Source organism: Snodgrassella sp. ESL0323 (genome assembly GCF_013346865.1).
GTDB classification, from domain to species: Bacteria; Pseudomonadota; Gammaproteobacteria; order Burkholderiales; family Neisseriaceae; genus Snodgrassella; species Snodgrassella alvi.
Window position 1 is genome coordinate 45,711 of sequence record NZ_JAAEDT010000012.1, and the last position, 15,956, is coordinate 61,666.

A 15,956-nucleotide genomic window follows, 5' to 3' on the forward strand; every position below is an offset into this window, starting at 1 on the left:
TATTTATCTATATTATTTTGCTATCACTAATATTCTTTATAAATCCTTTATGGAAGTTAATGGAGAAAATATCATTTTATATCGATGGAATATTGAACTCAACAGGAATTGCGCTGGCTGATGGAGAATTAGATCCGGCTGGGTTTTGGGTGGTTTTTGGAATTCCTTTATTGGCTGCATTTATTATTACTTATTGTATAAAAAGATTCGTTAATTTTCATAGTTAGCATAATTTTTAAGTTTAATTTAATAAAAATCTTTTTATAAACTATATGAGTAAAAGTTATGGTTTAAATTTTTAATGCTTTAGTAAATTTTAAGCTAGAGTTGATTAACTAATAATTTGTAGAAATCAATTTAATTATGTTGTCGATTAATATAAACAGTTACTTGAAAGTTAATCCAGTCTCTTTATTCATATTCAAGCGGTATAAATTTTACACCGCCTGTTTTTTAATCAATTAATTGATTATATCATTATATTTTTTATTAATGATTTTTCTTTATCATTTAATCTATCAATCTCTTGATAAATATCTTTATCATGTAATTTTTTTATGACAATTTTCATCTGATTAATGATTTGGGGTAAGTAATCCACAAATCTGTCATAGTAAATATCATTTAAAGCTTGCTTCTTAATTTCTTCATCCTTTCCTTTAATTGTCATTAGTTGATTAGCAATGGCTTCTATTTGCTGAATTTTTTGTTCAACTGCCGCTTTATCCAGATTTTTGAATTGATTTTTTTCTTCAGATTTCTCATTAATCAAGGTAACAACTTCATTTATTGAATCCATCATATCTATGCAATTATATTTAAATGTTAAACCTTGATTTTTTATATCTAATTTTTGTATATCATGAGTTTCTTTATAAAATTTATGATAAGCAGCACTAGCAGCCATTTTTGCTGAAATAAATTCACCATATGCATTTATTATATTATTAAGTAGCTCTGGTTCTTTTTTACAGTCATCAAGCTTATATTCATTGTTATAATAATTTATATAGTTCATTTAAAGACAAAGCTAAATTACTATATCACTCAGTATATACTTTACCAGCTGCATCTAGTTCAGATAATTGAGGCTGGAGTTTTATCAATTTTTCAATAAGTGTGTTGTAATTATTTATTGCTTTATCATCAATACGTTCATGACCACTCATTATCTTTAAATATACGCCCGGATCTTTTTGGATGGTTTGTAAATTACATGTATTATTTTTATCACCGCATAAATCTAATACTTTTTTAGCCTTAGATTCTATATAGTTTAAATTGGACGAATAAATCCGTATATCTAACTTATTCTCTACATCCATAATTTAATTATTAAAAATACTTAACCAAAGATTTGCTTTTTCTGCTTTTGCATATACTTGTTCAATATCATCAGTCGATTTATTTCTTTTTAAATGAGACGATGCTGGGTCTGTTTGTTCTGCTGCTTCGGATTGCTTATCAGCTGAATTTTGTTTAGATTTATCATTACAACCAACTGATACTTAATTTATAACAGTCATTATTGATTAGCGCATTATATATAATGATAAATGAATATTAAATATAACAATTATGTGATTAAATAATAAAATTTAACTATAAAATTGATAAATGACTAATCCATTCATCTTGGGATGATTTCTGTTAAACAAATTTATGAAAAATTGTGTTGTATAGAAGAAACATTGAGCATAAATTGTTTAGTGAATATCTGAGTGCTCTTTTATTATCCGATTTTTTTTATGTATGGATCTAATGGATTTCCTGTTAGTAATTTATTTTGCGTTTAAGTATCACTATATTTTTTGATAAATATTTTTAAATAAATATTAAATAAATCTGAATGTAATAAATGATTATATAAATAATATCAATATCTTTTAATTAAAGATTAATTATATTTTCACCTATGTAATACTAGGTTTAGTTGATAACTAATCAGAGAATTATGATTCTGGCTAAAAACCATCTGACTTGATTTTTTCACTGACGGAAGCATATTGTCTGATTATTTTGCCGGGATTGGAATGATGACAGAAAATAAGATGGTGCAAGCCGATCAGTTAACGAGGTTTATGTTTGATGACTGCCCTGTACGTGGTCTGCATGTGAATTTGCAGCAGGTATGGCGGCATGTGGCAGAAAATAAAATCTATCCTAAGGCAATTCATCAGGCTCTGGGTGAGCTGACTGTAGCTGCGGTATTGTTGGCCAGTAATCTGAAATTTGACGGTAATCTGATTGTACAGGTGCAGGGTAAGGGCGTTTTGAAAATGCTGGTGGCGGAAGCTACATCGGCAGCAACCTGCCGGGCAACAGCACGCTGGGATGAATCTGCTGTCATTGATGACAATATGACACTGGTAGATTTACTTGGCGAAGGAGGAATGTTTGTACTGACTTTGCAGCCCTCACAGGGTGAATCCTGGCAGGGTATGGTCGAGCTTAATGGTAGCAGTATTGCTCAGATGCTGATGAATTATATGGCGCGTTCCGAACAGCTGGCTACGTATATTATGCTTGCTGCGGATGATGATCATGCCAGCGGTCTATTACTGCAAAAGTTACCCGAACAGGATATAGATGAAGATAGCTGGACAGAGTTATCAGCTTTATCTGAGACGCTTACGGTGGATGAGTTGTTGCGGCTGGATGTGCAGACATTGTTATTCAGGCTGTTTCATGAGCATGAGCTAAGGGTGTTTACACCACAGAATGTTGAATTTTCCTGTACCTGCTCGCGCGCTAAGGTTGGCGATATGCTGCTATTGCTTGGCGGGCAGGAAGTAGGTGAGGCTGTAGCGGAGCAGGGTAGTATTGAGGTGAACTGTGATTTTTGTCATGCACGCTATGTATTTGATGAGGCAGATGTGAATTCTTTGTTTGGTACTGATATTGTGGCTACTGCGCAGGAGGAACTGGCCGCACGTCAGCTTAATCATTAAAAGTACATTGATAAAAAATAGCCGGATAAATGTTATCCGGCTATTTTAATGGCTAATACTGATCAGATTCTGATTTAGTGCTGCATCAATGTTTCGATTTCTGCGGTAGTTTTAGGTACAGAAGCAGTGAGTACTTCATTACCGGTTTCTGTAATCAGAACGTTGTCTTCAATGCGGATGCCAATATTATGAAATGCCTGAGGTATATCATCTGCTGAGCTGATATATAAACCAGGCTCTATGGTCGTTACCATTCCCGCCTGAAGCAAAATAGGCTGTTCATTGCTGTCAAAACGGCCACCAACATCATGAACATCCAGTCCGAGCCAGTGTCCAAGCCCATGCATATAAAAACGCCGATAAGTCTGAGTTTCAATATTCTGCTCTAGACTGCCACGGAGTATGCCCAGATCAATCAGTCCCTGGGTTAGCATGCTGATGGCTGTAGCACTGATATTCTGCCAGTTTGCTTGTTTTACAGTAGAGGTAATGCTCGCCTGGTTAACAGCCAGTACTATATCGTAGATATCTTTTTGTGCACTGCTGAAACGCCCGCTGACGGGAAAGGTGCGGCTAATATCACCAGCATACATCTGGTATTCGGCACCTGCATCAATCATGAGTAAATCATTTTGCTGCAATTGACAGTTATTGCTGACATAATGCAGACAACAGGCATTTTTGCCCCCGGCAACTATGCTGTTGTACGATGGATAGCGTGCTCCGCGTTGCATGAATTCATGCAGAATTTCTGCCTCTACCTGATATTCATACTGACCGGCACGAGTAGTCTGCATGGCACGAATATGAGCTTGTGCGCTGATTTCTGCGGCAATGCGCATGATCGACTGTTCATGTTTATCTTTGATAAGACGCATCGGATCAAGGATGCTGGCCAGATTTACCAGGCTGTCAGGTGCAATCGTACTGCCATTGGCACTGCGATAATTGGCTATACGGGCAACTTCATACCATAATTCAATGAGCTTAGGGTCATTTTCAGGATATAGTCCCCACAATGCGAAGAGTCGTCGGTGACCAGTCAGTGCTTGTTTAAGCAAAACCGGCCACTGGTTGATATCATCGGCTGAATCGAAAGCAAATTGCTCTCGTGCAGCTGTATAACCATAACGGAAACCGTTCCAGATTTCGTGTTCAGGGTCTTTATTGCGGCACAGAAGAGTGGAAGTGTGTTCACGTCCATTCAGTATCAATGCTGCTCCGGGCTCAGGAAAACCGGTCAGGTAATGAAAGTAACTATCCTGTCTGAAGGGATATTCTGTGTCATTACTGCGGCGTTGTTCCGGAGCGGCAAATATAATAGCAATACCATCTTCGCCGATTTTATTCAGTACAGTCTGACGGCGTTGCTGGTAAACGGTAATATCCATTTTAATATTTCTCCCTGCTGCTGTTGCGGCGAGCTGTTTGTATTTGACGAGCCAGCCAAAGTGCCAGTGTGGCACCGATGAGGTCGGCCATTGCATCCATTATATCGCCCTCACGTTTAGTGAACAGCGCCTGAATAATTTCGCTGGAAGCAGCCCAGATAATGGCAGTTATAATTAACAGGCGTAGCGGAATTGTGATGCCGGCACTGAAGCAGGATTTGGACAGGAGCCAGAATTGGCCGAAAAATAAGCCAAAGTGACAGATTTTATCAAATTGCGGAATAGGTACCGGATTACCGCTTGCTTTGAAGAATAAAAAATACAGGCTGGCCAGAAACCAGATGGCGGCAAGGAACAGCCATTTATTCATCCATGATAATTTCATAATGAGTCTGTTTCAATTAGCCATTGCTGACACAGGGTAGCCAGACGGTTAAATTTACTGCCGCGTTGTTGAAACAATTGTTGCCATAATTTTACTGTATGTACATCTGGTGCTTCATCAAGGCTGCATTCGTTGAGCCAGAAATCTAAAATTTCAGCGCATTCACCGGCAGAAGCTGTTTGAAAAAGTTCGGTTATAGCTTGCATGAATCAATGGTAATAATATGCAGTTAATGATAAAAACGGACTGAGTAACAGTCCGTTTTATGTTTATTCAGTTTCCAATACGGCTGTAGTATAAACGTTCTGAACATCATCAAGATCTTCAAGTGCGTCTAGTAAACGCTGCATTTTTTCAGCTTCTGCTCCTTGCAGAACGGTTTCATTAACTGCACGCATGGTTACTTCGCCATCGGCCGCGTGCAAACCCGCTGCTTCCAGTGCTTCTTTAACACTGCTGTACTGATAGGGCTCGGTGATGACTTCTTTAGAACCATCTTCCTGTACGATAACGTCTTTAGCACCTGCTTCGAGAGCAGCCTCCATCAGAGTATCTTCATCCACTTCCGGGCTGAAAAGTAAATAGCCCTGATGAACAAACTGAAAAGCTACTGAGCCGTCTGTACCAAGATTGCCGCCATGTTTGGTGAAGGCATGGCGTACATCGGCTACGGTACGGGTTTTATTGTCGGTCAGGCAGTCTACCATTACTGCCGCTCCGCCAATGCCATAACCTTCGTAACGCAGTTCTACATATTCAACACCTTCAAGATTACCTGTACCTTTATCTATTGCCCGCTGAATATTATCTTTGGGCATGTTGGCATCAGTGGCTTTATCCATTGCCAGACGCAGGCGTGGATTGGCATTCGGATCGCCACCGCCCAGACGGGCTGCAATGGTAATTTCTTTAATCAGGCGGGTGAAGATTTTGCCGCGTTTGGCATCCTGACGACCTTTACGATGCTGGATATTGGCCCACTTACTATGTCCTGCCATTTTAAATTCCTTATTGCTGTGTTGATTTTACATACCAAAACAATGCCAAAGCTGAGCGCTTTGGCAAGTTTTAATATCATCAAATAATTGAAATATGGTATTAATTTTACCATATTGCTCTTTTATTGAGTAGATTCTATCCGGATAGTATAAACGGCGGGTAATCTGGATTACTGTTTGCCTGCTGAGGTTTGCCAGTATTTGAGCCATGCCTCGCAGCCGGCATGGATAATGGTGCAGGTTTCTGTAAAATTACCGCTGAAATAAGGGTCTGGTACGTAGTCATATTCGCTGTCTGGTAATAAATCGGTAATTTTGTAGACTTTATCCGGACGACTACACCCAAAAATACGGGATAAGTCTTGCAGGTTTTTATCATCCATAGCAATAATATGATCGTAAATGGCAATATCCTCCGGCCTTACTTCACTACTTTGAAAATCATTAGTACTGATTTGTTTTGCATGCAAAATTTCTTTGGTGCCTGAGTGCATGTCTTCACCATTGTGCCAGCCCGAAGTACCGGCGCTGGCAATTTCAATCTGTTCACTCAGACCTTTTTTTGTTACCAGGTCGCGCAGAATGTATTCTGCCATGGGAGAACGGCAGATATTACCCAGACAGACAAATAATACTTTAGTTGCAGCCATCAGTGACTCCGTGGAAAAAGTGGGTTATGCCCGACCATATTGATAGATTGGGCATAACTAGGCAATTGGGCCTGTGCACTGATTGGTTCATGTAACAGGCGAATATTTTCAACATGGCACTCAGCCAGCAGATCAATGAAATTTTGTATTATGCTGTCAATGTTGTCTGCCTGTGTTAGTGGCCAGCGGAAAATTTGTGGCTGAAGTTCAAATACACTGTCGGTTGCGTTGAAGCCAAATAATATATTCCCGCCTTCCTGAGCAGCAATAACTACGCCAACCCGTGGACTTTGCAGGCGAATCGCTCGGATAGCATTAGTCGTAAAGACATCACAGGCCATTCGCAGACGCATGGCACTGCCAGAGCGTAAGGCGTTTAATGGTGATTGTGGCGCAAGCGGGTTGATAAACAGCGTAGCACCGGCTGTAGCCAGATGAGTTTGCCAGACTTGCATGAGCGGCAGGGCAGTATCTGCCAGATTGCAGTTAAGGGCAGATTGAATGTCTGGTCCGGAAAAACCAAGGGCATAAAAAACCTGTACTGATTGTCCGCTTTCAACTATTAGTGGTGTTTTAGGTAACTGACCAAGAAAATCTGCGGCCATTTGTTGATTTTGTTTAGCAGCATACCATTGACTGGCTTTGATATGGGTCAGGGTAGTATCACTCACAAGATGAGATGCCCATTGAATTTTATTCCATTCATCAGACCATGGACGGTTTTTGAAGATTTCAGCAATGGCTTTTGCGGGTATGCTGTCTGGCAGAGAGATATTTTCTTTAGCACCACCTACTATTATTACGGACAAAGCCAACCATTGTACTTCTGTCTGATTACGTGCTTGTAATACAGTTTCCATACTGTTCCACAGTGCATTGTAAATATCACTATTGGCCGCCATAGCCAGTGCTACTGAAAGATTGGTATAGTGATTTTGTGCCAGCATACGGCTGATTTCAGTTTGCAGGCTCTCACGGGCAAGGGTAGTTAGTGCTTTTGATGTAGGTGTTACAAGACTGGCTGCATGCAGCAGCAGTTCGTTTTTAACCTGATCGGTAGGAAATGCGCGGGTATCAGGCAAACAATGATGGGTGTTCATGATGTTGATCGGTTTTATTTAGTAGACTTAGTAAATATTCTATTGTAACAAATATGATCAATAAAACTCCCTTCATAAAACAACATCTGGTTAAATATGCATTAGGCTTATAGTTTTTACACTATAATATATCCGTTAGAACCTTTGCCTATTAATTGCGCAAACAAATTTGGCAAAGTTTATATGGTGAAGGTTTAGAGCAAGCTATTGAAGTTCCTGAACTGGCTAGTAGTGTAAAAGCCATTCAATCAAGAGCTAAAGCGAACGCTGATATTTATGAATCGATTTTTCCATTTATCCCAAGTAATTATCTTTATAAAAAAATAGAGAAGTTAAAGTAAGATCTTTTGCATCAATATGGCCAGACTTAGATTATAAAAAATTAGATAATTATGTTAAGGAAAAATACAATAAAACAATGGAAATGGCAAATGGAGACTCTAAAATTAAATCTGAAGTACGTCAAAAGAAAAGCATGCTCGAAGACGAAACGATCAAGTATTATTTTGAAAAAGAATTAAAAATGCCATTTAATCCTGTTTTTTGGCAAAACTACGATATTAATCAATTTACTGAATTACAACAAATCAAAGGGTATATTACCCTGTTGCCCATTCACTGGACTGAAGGTGAAAATAATGCCATTCCTTACCATATCCGGTTAGTAACATAAGGATAACAATATGAAAAAAGCTATTTTATTAACAAGTTGTATGACTATCAGCAGTATTACACAGGCTGCTGATTTAACATTTAAACCAGAATGCATTGGATCTTATTCTATTGATCTTCCAGATAATATTGAAATCGCTCTTTTTCCGATTGAGCGTTATTACAACCTAGATCAAATTATCCAAACTATTTTTAGACGGTAAATGGGCTATTCTTTCTACGTTTAATTATAATCGTAATAATATAGATATTGCTGATGGTAAATTTAACAAAAAAATTCTACAAAATATTGTTAACCAATTAAATAGCGATTATGATGAACGATTGAAATCTAAATATGAGTATAAAATTAAAAATATAAATAATAACAATAAATTAGTTGGATATTATAGTGATTATGCTAGTAATCTAGCTTTAATAGCCAATGAACGAATTTATACATTCTATTCGAATGAACGTTACCAAGGTAAGGAAAAAGATTTTGCATTTTACAAACAAAATGCCAAATCAATTATCAATAATTTTAGAACTCGAGAACTGTTTGAAGTGCCTAAAGAAGCAGGGAAATGTATACCCTATGGTTTTGTTGCTGGTAATGATAAAACGATGCCAATTAATATGACGGTCTCTTTCCGCTTAAATGAACATCCCGATATTGTAATTTCATTTTCAGAGAGTACATGGTCATTTACTAATTCATTGAGCTTTAGCAGCAAAGATGAAATCAATCTGTTTTGGAATACGAATTATGATATTAATAATGATAACATTAAAAATATCAAATTATTAGGCTTTCCCTTTAAGTATCGAGATATTAAGATGGATGGACGAAAAGGATTAGCAAGCTTCGTGGAAATACGTTATAAAGATAACGCTCCGTCTGATTACGGTTACTATAGTATTGTCGAATATGATCCAGTAGTTAAACAAAGTTCAAAAAATTACCCATGGTTAATTATGTCAGTAATCGGCAAACAGAGCGAATCCAAAGGCAAAACTCCACTGACGAAAGATGAGATATATGAACTAGCAAAAAAAATTGAAGCCTCAATTAAACGAAGAGCAACAGAGCAATAATTGATCATTAAACCTATTATGATAAAAATTTAACGAATATTTTGTGCCGTTGAGTTAGAGATGTCTTCATCATTTCGTTGCGCAATTGTAAGTGCCCATGAACATAGTTCGGCTAACGCAGGACAGACTTGATGGCCTAAAGGACTTAGTGCGTAAATGACTTTTATTGGTGGTTTTTCACCAAATACTTGACGGGTAATCAGGCGATCTTTTTCCAATTGTTTAAGTTGTAGACTTAATGTCATTTCGGTAATTGCAGGTATATCTTTCCGTAATTCATTAAAACGTTTCTCACCGTTTTTAAGGTAATGCAAAATCACACTTTTCCATTTCCCACCAATTAAATCCATCGCCATGCTGATTGGGCAATCATAATATTTATCATTATAAATGATTTTACTTGATTTGATTTTTGTTCCCATTATGACCTCACTATCTATTTTGATAGATATTGTCATAAAATAATTTTTAAGTAAACTATTTATACCAACTATAAAATTGATAGTTTAAATAACAAGGACATATTATGGCATTAATCATATTGGCTCATCCCAATACAACACAGTCTATTGCTAACAAGACAATCGTTGACACGGTAAGTCAAAACTTACCAAATAGTGAAATTCGCAATATTCATCAGTACTATCCTAATTACAATATCGATGTTAAAGCTGAACAAGCGGCATTATTACGGCACGATTTTATTGCGTTACAGTATCCAATGTATTGGTATAACATGCCTGCAATTTTAAAAATATGGTTTGATGAAGTTTTTACCTATAATTTTGCTTATGGTTCACAAGGTGATAAATTAAAAGGTAAAAAATTATTACCTAGTCTAACTATTGGGCAGCCTGAACAAAATTTTCAGCAAAATGGCCACTTTATGATGGATGATCTATTACAACCTGTTAAGCAGTCAGCACAGTATGCTCAGATGGTCTATCTTGAGCCTATTTTGCTGTACGGTGTTTCAACAGTGTCTGGGCTCAGTCAGCAAACTATTGCGGATAAAGCGCATCAACATAGTTTGAATTTGATTGATAGAATCAGGCAGGGAAAATAACGTTTTAGTTTTATCGACCGGTTTAGGCATAAAAAACCAGACGCTAAGTCTGGTTAGTTTTGTCTGAAATGTAATACTGATATTTGTCTGATATTTTGTGCTTGCGGCAAAAGCTGTACAACAAGCAAACATATGACTATCCAGCTTGAAACTGAAATGTGCTGCCCATATTTTAAATTGACAACAATCATATATTTGGGCTTTTGAGAAAATTATGAAACAGACACACAGTTTTCAGACTGAAGTAAAACAGTTGTTACAGTTGATGATTCATTCTTTATACAGCAATAAAGAAATCTTTTTGCGGGAACTGATTTCCAATGCTGCCGATGCGTGCGATAAATTGCGCTTTGAGTCTCTGAATGATGCTTCTTTGCTGGGAGATGATGCAGAATTCAGGATTAAGGTTACTGCTGATGCAGAAGCTAAAACCATTACTGTATCTGATAATGGTATCGGTATGACTGAAGCCGATATTATTGAACATCTGGGTACCATTGCTAAATCCGGTACCAAAGCATTTCTGGAAAAACTGACTGGCGACGATAAAAAAGATGCCAATCTTATTGGGCAGTTTGGTGTAGGTTTTTATTCTGCTTTTATCGTGGCTGATAAGGTAACTGTTGAAAGCCGCAGGGCAGGTGCTGCAGAAAATCAAGCTGTACGCTGGGTGAGTGCAGGAGACGGCGAATTTACTGTTGAACCGATTAGTAAGTCTGCCCGTGGTACAGATGTAATTCTGCATCTTAAAGATGATGAAAAAGATTTGTTGTCTGACTGGACTCTGCGCCGGATTGTAACGACTTATAGTGATCATATTTCTGTGCCGATTTATATGAAGAAAGCGCCTGAATATGATGAAGAAGGTAATGTAAAAGTTTCAGATGAGCTGGAAGTGGTTAATCAGGCTCAGGCTTTATGGCAGCGGCCGAAAAATGAAATTACCGATGAGCAGTACCAGACTTTCTATCGTCATGTATCACACGATTATGATGATGCTTTAGCGTGGACACATTTTCGTGTGGAAGGACGGCATGAATACACCGGATTGCTGTACATTCCAAAACATGCACCATTTGATTTATATGAGCGTGAACCCAAGCATGGTGTACAGTTATATGTAAAACGTGTATTCATTATGGATGATGCGAAAAAGCTGATGCCTTCTTATCTGCGTTTTATTCGCGGAGTGATCGACAGCAGCGATTTGCCTTTGAATGTATCCCGTGAAATTTTGCAGGAAAGCCGTGATCTGGATGCAATTCGCTCTGGCAGTGTTAAAAAAGTATTGTCTCTTTTAGAAGATCTGAAGAAAAATCAATCGGAAAAATATGCTGAATTCTGGCAGGTGTTCGGTAATACACTGAAAGAAGGTATTGCTGAAGATTTCACTAATAAAGACAAAATAGCCGGTTTATGCCGGTTTGCCTCTACGCATAATGATAGTAGTGAGCAAAATGTTACTCTGGCTGATTATATTGGTCGGATGAAAGAGGGGCAGGAAAAAATTTACTATATTACTGCTGATAGTTATGCTGCTGCTAAAAATAGCCCGCATCTGGAAATTTTCCTGAAAAAAGGTGTTGAGGTACTACTGCTGACTGACCGTGTGGATGAATGGGTGGTAAACAGCTTATCTGAATTTGACGGCAAGGGTTTGGTAAGTGTAGCCAAAGGTTCACTGGACTTAGGTAATCTGGCTGATGAGGAAGAAAAAGCAGCCCAGGCTAAAACAGAAGAAGACAATAAGGAACTGGTAGAGCAGATTAAAACTGCTCTGGGTGATAAAGTTGACGCTGTTCGTGCCACAGCCCGTTTGACAGAAAGTCCGGCATGTCTGGTTGTTGGTGAACATGATATGAGCCAGCATCTGGCAAGAATGCTGGAAGCTTCCGGCGCAGCTGGTCAAATTCCGCAGACCAAACCAACACTGGAAATCAATCCGGATCATCCTTTGATTAAGAAAATTGCTTGTGAACAGGACGAAGTACAGCGCAATGAACTGGCTGAGCTGGTATATGATCAGGCTTTGCTGGCTGAAGGCGGTAAACTGGAAAATCCGGCGGCATTTGTCAAACGCATGAATCATTTATTGCTGACACTAAATCAGTAATATTGTTTTTATCAGACCAAAAGAGCTGCTTTCATAAAAGCAGCTCTTTCAATTCATTAATAAAAATTTTAAACAAAATGTTCAAACATTCTTAAAAATAATTATTTATATTATAATTAACAACTTTTTGTAAAAAATGAAGTTTTTTGGTTTTAACATACTTATAAATTATTTATGGATAATAATAGTATTTAAAAACCATGTGATTCTTCCGATATGGCACTTAGTGAAGCTTGGCTGTTTGGATTTAAATTCTATGAAGAGAATGGATTACCTAAATTTAAACCCACTGAACAGTTTCAGAAAAATTATAATAATTTACCGTGTGAATAAAAGTTTAAGTTAAATAGAAATATATTTGCATTTTTAGTCCATGGTATTTTTATATTTAGCTATGTGGCGTAAAGCTATTTCAATGACATTCTGTTTAATGGTGCTTTATTTTATTATAACGATGTTTATTCCGTTTAAAGCTTCTACTGGTATTAGTGTGGGCGATTTTTCAGCCAGAATGTTTTTTTGGATTCCGGGTTAATTTTCTTATTACTTACATAAAGTAAAAAATCAAAAACTTTCAATATTTTTGAAGGATTATATTAAATAATTTAATAATCTAAACAATTTCTAATTTCTAAAATGACTATTTACTGAATCTCAGTAAATAGTCATTTAATTATCAATATGAAAATATATTTTTTAATATATAAATTTTTATGTGGCTCGGATTTTTCCAGTCTGATATTACAAATGGCATTCTATCAATTTAATAACAGCATCAATGCCAGCGGGCATTGATGCTGTTAGGGTATATACACTTTGTATTTATTTGTACTTTTTATGGTATATCTGAATAAAATATGCCAGAATTAAAAATGCCAGAAAAGGCACGCCAAATAATAAAGTAGCATGGAATATCGGGGTAAACCATGTGGTGATCATGATGCTGATGATTGCCAATAAACCGGCTATAGTGACAAATGGAAAACCGGGTACACGAAATTTCAGTTTTTGCTGTTGCCGCTGCATCCGGATGCGAAAACACAGATGTGTCAGAAATACTGCCCCCCAGCTGAATAATGCACCAAACATAGACAAAGCTATCATAACCGGAAAAGCCGTTTCCGGATTTAAAATATAAACCAGTGCGGCGACAGCAATACCGGCAGAAGATAAAGCCAGTGCATTCAGTGGTACGCCATTACTTTTTACTTTACCGAATATTTGTGGTGCTTCGTTAGCGCGAGACAGACTGAACATCATACGAGTGGCAATATAGAGCATACTGTTCATGGCTGAAAGTGCAGCAACAATGACAATAAAGTTCAGAATACTGTCGGCAAATGGTATACCTACATTTTTCATTACGCTGACAAACGGGCTGGTGCTTCCTTCTTTAATTAATTCCTGCCACGGTACCAGCATGACAATCAGACTGAGTGCAAGCAGATAAAATATCAATAGCCTTGCAAAAGTTCCTTTAAACGCGGTTTTAACTGCCTGTTCAGGATTGGTGGCTTCACCTGCGGCTATAGCGATCATTTCAATACCGAGATAGCTGAATATGGAAATAATAACACCGGTCCAGATACCGGAAAATCCATGCGGAGCAAAGCCGCCGCTAAACATGTTTTGTTCAATTCTGCTGATACTGCTTTGCGTTAGTAATACACTGATGGCCAGTACAATAAATACGATAATGGCAAAAATTTTAATGGTGGAAAACCAGTATTCAACTGAACCGAAAGCTTTGACACTATAGGCATTAACGCCGATCAGGCAGCATGAAAATAGTGCAATCCATATCCATGAATCAACCTGTGGAAACCAGAATTTCATGTATTCAGCGATGGCTGTGACTTCTGTACCCACAGCCAGAACAATACAGGCCCAGTAACTGTAACGCACCAGAAAACCAGCCAGAGGATGCAGATAAAATTCAGCATACGCACCAAAAGAACCCGAAGTAGGGTGCTGCACAGTCATTTCTGCCAGACATCCCATTAAAGCCAGTGCAATCATGCCGCCCAGTGCATAACTGATGATAACAGCAGGGCCGGCAAAGCCAATGGCAAATTTGCTGCCTAGAAATAAGCCGGTTCCTATTGCTCCGCCAATGGCAATCATGCTCATCTGACCGGCGGATAGCTTTTTGTGTAATCCTGTTTCCCGAGACTGAATACGCTCGAAATTACCCATCGTTTTTCCTTAAGATGAGAAGCATAAGCCGAGCAGAATATTCATGCCCGGCCTGTACCTGTGTGGATTAAAGAAATGCAAATCAGGTTACCTGTCCGCGCGTGTGAAACTGTGGCTGTGCCCACTCCTCATTAATTAATACCTGTTTCAGATGTTGAACAGCATGCCAGATATCGGTATAACTCAGATACAATGGTGTAACTCCCAGGCGAATCACTTCCGGTTCGCGATAATCTCCGATTACACCGCGGGCAATCAGAGCCTGAACTATGGCATAACCATGAGGATGACGCAGGCTGACATGGCTGCCACGGTGAGCATGTTCACGCGGTGTAATCAGCGTTAAGTTATGTCCCGCACATTCCTGCTCAGTAAGAGCAATCAGTAAATCAGTTAGCTGCAGAGATTTGTGCCGCAGTGATTGCATATCTGTTTGTAAAAAGATATCTACGCCGCTTTCTATCAGGCTCATAGATACAATTGGCTGTGTACCGCATAAATAGCGACGGATATTGTCTGCAGGTGTATAGCTTTCAGCCATATCAAACGGCCGCGCATGACCCCACCAGCCGGATAATGGCTGGCTGAATGCAGTCTGATAACGCTCATTTACCCACAGCATAGCAGGTGCGCCGGGACCGCCGTTCAAATATTTGTAAGTACAACCAATAGCAAAATCACTGTTACTGGCATTCAGATCAATAGGTACAGCACCGATTGAATGACACAAATCCCAGATAGTTAAAGCACCATGCGAATGTACCAGTACATTGATTGCTGCCATGTCATGCAGGTAGCCGGTACGATAGTTAACATGAGATAACACTACAACAGCAGTGTTTTCATTAATACGGGCGGGCAGATCTGCCGGTGTATCTATTAGATGAAGTTGATAACCCTGATTAATCAGAGCCATGAAACCTTCAATCATATAAATATCGGTAGGGAAAGAATCACGCTCAGCGATAATGATTTTACGATTATTGTCATTATTCTGCTGAATATGGATGGCTGTGGCCAATACTTTAAACAGATTCAGACTGGTTGTATCGGTAACAACGGTTTCATTTTCCTGAGCACCAATCAGCTGACCGACTTTATTGCCTAATCGTACCGGTAAATCCCACCAGCCGGCTTTATTCCAGCTATTAATCAGATCGGTACCCCATTGCTGATTAATCACTGCCTGAGCATTTTCTGCAGCTTTTCTGGGTTTCGCACCCAAAGAGTTACCATCCAGATATATAACCCCTTGTGGTAATTCAAACTGATTTTTTAGGGGAGCCAGAATATCGGCGGCATCCCATTGCTGACATTGTTCTAGTGTAATCATTTTGTGCCGGTTGAATTTCAAAAT

General features: G+C 38.4%; 19 protein-coding genes. 8 read left to right on the forward strand and 11 right to left on the reverse strand.

Annotation, left to right across the window (positions count from 1 at the left end):
* The first annotated feature begins 59 nt into the window (after positions 1-59).
* Entirely contained in the window at positions 60-227 is a 168-nt protein-coding gene (locus GY065_RS03340; RefSeq protein ID WP_174833066.1) for a hypothetical protein, read from the forward strand.
* A gap of 242 nt (positions 228-469) precedes the next feature.
* On the opposite strand, the gene GY065_RS03345 is transcribed toward GY065_RS03340, so the two are convergent.
* Positions 470-1,018, reverse strand: a complete 549-nt coding sequence (locus GY065_RS03345) for a DUF3829 domain-containing protein (RefSeq protein WP_174833067.1) — start codon at positions 1,016-1,018, stop codon at positions 470-472.
* Positions 1,019-1,043: 25 nt separating this feature from the next.
* Positions 1,044-1,325: a hypothetical protein gene (locus tag GY065_RS03350; protein ID WP_174833068.1), complete on the reverse strand. Its 282-nt coding sequence runs from the start codon at positions 1,323-1,325 to the stop codon at positions 1,044-1,046.
* Between the two features lie 711 nt (positions 1,326-2,036).
* On the opposite strand from GY065_RS03350, the gene hslO reads away from it, so the two are divergent.
* Positions 2,037-2,951 (forward strand): Hsp33 family molecular chaperone HslO, encoded by a 915-nt coding sequence (gene hslO, locus GY065_RS03355; RefSeq protein ID WP_174833199.1) that lies wholly within the window; start codon positions 2,037-2,039, stop codon positions 2,949-2,951.
* 74 nt (positions 2,952-3,025) lie between these two features.
* Here the strand turns inward: hslO and GY065_RS03360 are convergent, their stop codons facing one another.
* From GY065_RS03360 to GY065_RS03385, 6 genes are all read right to left on the reverse strand, one after another.
* Complete coding sequence (locus GY065_RS03360) at positions 3,026-4,342, reverse strand: aminopeptidase P N-terminal domain-containing protein (protein WP_174833069.1); 1,317 nt, start codon at positions 4,340-4,342, stop codon at positions 3,026-3,028.
* A gap of 1 nt (position 4,343) precedes the next feature.
* A complete protein-coding gene (locus tag GY065_RS03365; protein ID WP_174833070.1) occupies positions 4,344-4,727 on the reverse strand; it encodes a VanZ family protein in 384 nt (127 codons plus the stop codon).
* Positions 4,724-4,933 carry a hypothetical protein gene (locus GY065_RS03370; protein WP_025330322.1) on the reverse strand — a complete coding sequence of 70 codons (210 nt, stop codon included), beginning with the start codon at positions 4,931-4,933 and terminating at the stop codon, positions 4,724-4,726. The genes GY065_RS03365 and GY065_RS03370 overlap by 4 nt, the downstream gene beginning before the upstream one ends.
* Before the next feature lie 63 nt (positions 4,934-4,996).
* The gene (locus tag GY065_RS03375) at positions 4,997-5,725 is read right to left on the reverse strand and encodes a YebC/PmpR family DNA-binding transcriptional regulator (RefSeq protein WP_174833071.1); all 729 of its coding nucleotides are present in this window, start codon (positions 5,723-5,725) and stop codon (positions 4,997-4,999) included.
* A 170-nt stretch (positions 5,726-5,895) separates the two neighbouring features.
* Complete coding sequence (locus GY065_RS03380; RefSeq protein WP_025330324.1) at positions 5,896-6,375, reverse strand: low molecular weight protein-tyrosine-phosphatase; 480 nt, start codon at positions 6,373-6,375, stop codon at positions 5,896-5,898.
* The gene (locus GY065_RS03385; RefSeq protein ID WP_174833072.1) at positions 6,375-7,475 is read right to left on the reverse strand and encodes a conjugal transfer protein; all 1,101 of its coding nucleotides are present in this window, start codon (positions 7,473-7,475) and stop codon (positions 6,375-6,377) included. Before GY065_RS03385 ends, GY065_RS03380 begins: the two co-directional genes overlap by 1 nt.
* Positions 7,476-7,630: 155 nt before the next feature.
* On the opposite strand from GY065_RS03385, the gene GY065_RS03390 reads away from it, so the two are divergent.
* The 4 genes from GY065_RS03390 (at position 7,631) to GY065_RS03405 (ending at position 9,224) form a co-directional block, all read left to right on the forward strand.
* The gene (locus tag GY065_RS03390; RefSeq protein WP_084563879.1) at positions 7,631-7,816 is read left to right on the forward strand and encodes a hypothetical protein; all 186 of its coding nucleotides are present in this window, start codon (positions 7,631-7,633) and stop codon (positions 7,814-7,816) included.
* 83 nt (positions 7,817-7,899) lie between these two features.
* Positions 7,900-8,148, forward strand: a complete 249-nt coding sequence (locus GY065_RS03395) for a hypothetical protein (RefSeq protein ID WP_174833073.1) — start codon at positions 7,900-7,902, stop codon at positions 8,146-8,148.
* A 10-nt stretch (positions 8,149-8,158) separates the two neighbouring features.
* Entirely contained in the window at positions 8,159-8,350 is a 192-nt protein-coding gene (locus GY065_RS03400; RefSeq protein ID WP_174833074.1) for a hypothetical protein, read from the forward strand.
* A gap of 121 nt (positions 8,351-8,471) precedes the next feature.
* Complete coding sequence (locus GY065_RS03405; RefSeq protein WP_194241822.1) at positions 8,472-9,224, forward strand: T6SS immunity protein Tli4 family protein; 753 nt, start codon at positions 8,472-8,474, stop codon at positions 9,222-9,224.
* 29 nt (positions 9,225-9,253) lie between these two features.
* On the opposite strand, the gene GY065_RS03410 is transcribed toward GY065_RS03405, so the two are convergent.
* The gene (locus GY065_RS03410) at positions 9,254-9,646 is read right to left on the reverse strand and encodes a helix-turn-helix domain-containing protein (protein ID WP_084563738.1); all 393 of its coding nucleotides are present in this window, start codon (positions 9,644-9,646) and stop codon (positions 9,254-9,256) included.
* Positions 9,647-9,750: 104 nt separating this feature from the next.
* On the opposite strand from GY065_RS03410, the gene GY065_RS03415 reads away from it, so the two are divergent.
* A complete protein-coding gene (locus GY065_RS03415; protein ID WP_174833075.1) occupies positions 9,751-10,290 on the forward strand; it encodes an NAD(P)H-dependent oxidoreductase in 540 nt (179 codons plus the stop codon).
* Positions 10,291-10,504: 214 nt separating this feature from the next.
* A complete protein-coding gene (gene htpG / locus GY065_RS03420) occupies positions 10,505-12,403 on the forward strand; it encodes a molecular chaperone HtpG (RefSeq protein WP_174833076.1) in 1,899 nt (632 codons plus the stop codon).
* Positions 12,404-13,225: 822 nt separating this feature from the next.
* On the opposite strand, the gene GY065_RS03425 is transcribed toward htpG, so the two are convergent.
* Together GY065_RS03425 and kynU are read right to left on the reverse strand one after the other, a co-directional pair.
* Complete coding sequence (locus GY065_RS03425; protein ID WP_174833077.1) at positions 13,226-14,599, reverse strand: amino acid permease; 1,374 nt, start codon at positions 14,597-14,599, stop codon at positions 13,226-13,228.
* An 82-nt stretch (positions 14,600-14,681) separates the two neighbouring features.
* Positions 14,682-15,932 carry a kynureninase gene (kynU, locus tag GY065_RS03430; RefSeq protein WP_174833078.1) on the reverse strand — a complete coding sequence of 417 codons (1,251 nt, stop codon included), beginning with the start codon at positions 15,930-15,932 and terminating at the stop codon, positions 14,682-14,684.
* Between the last annotated feature and the right edge of the window lie 24 nt (positions 15,933-15,956).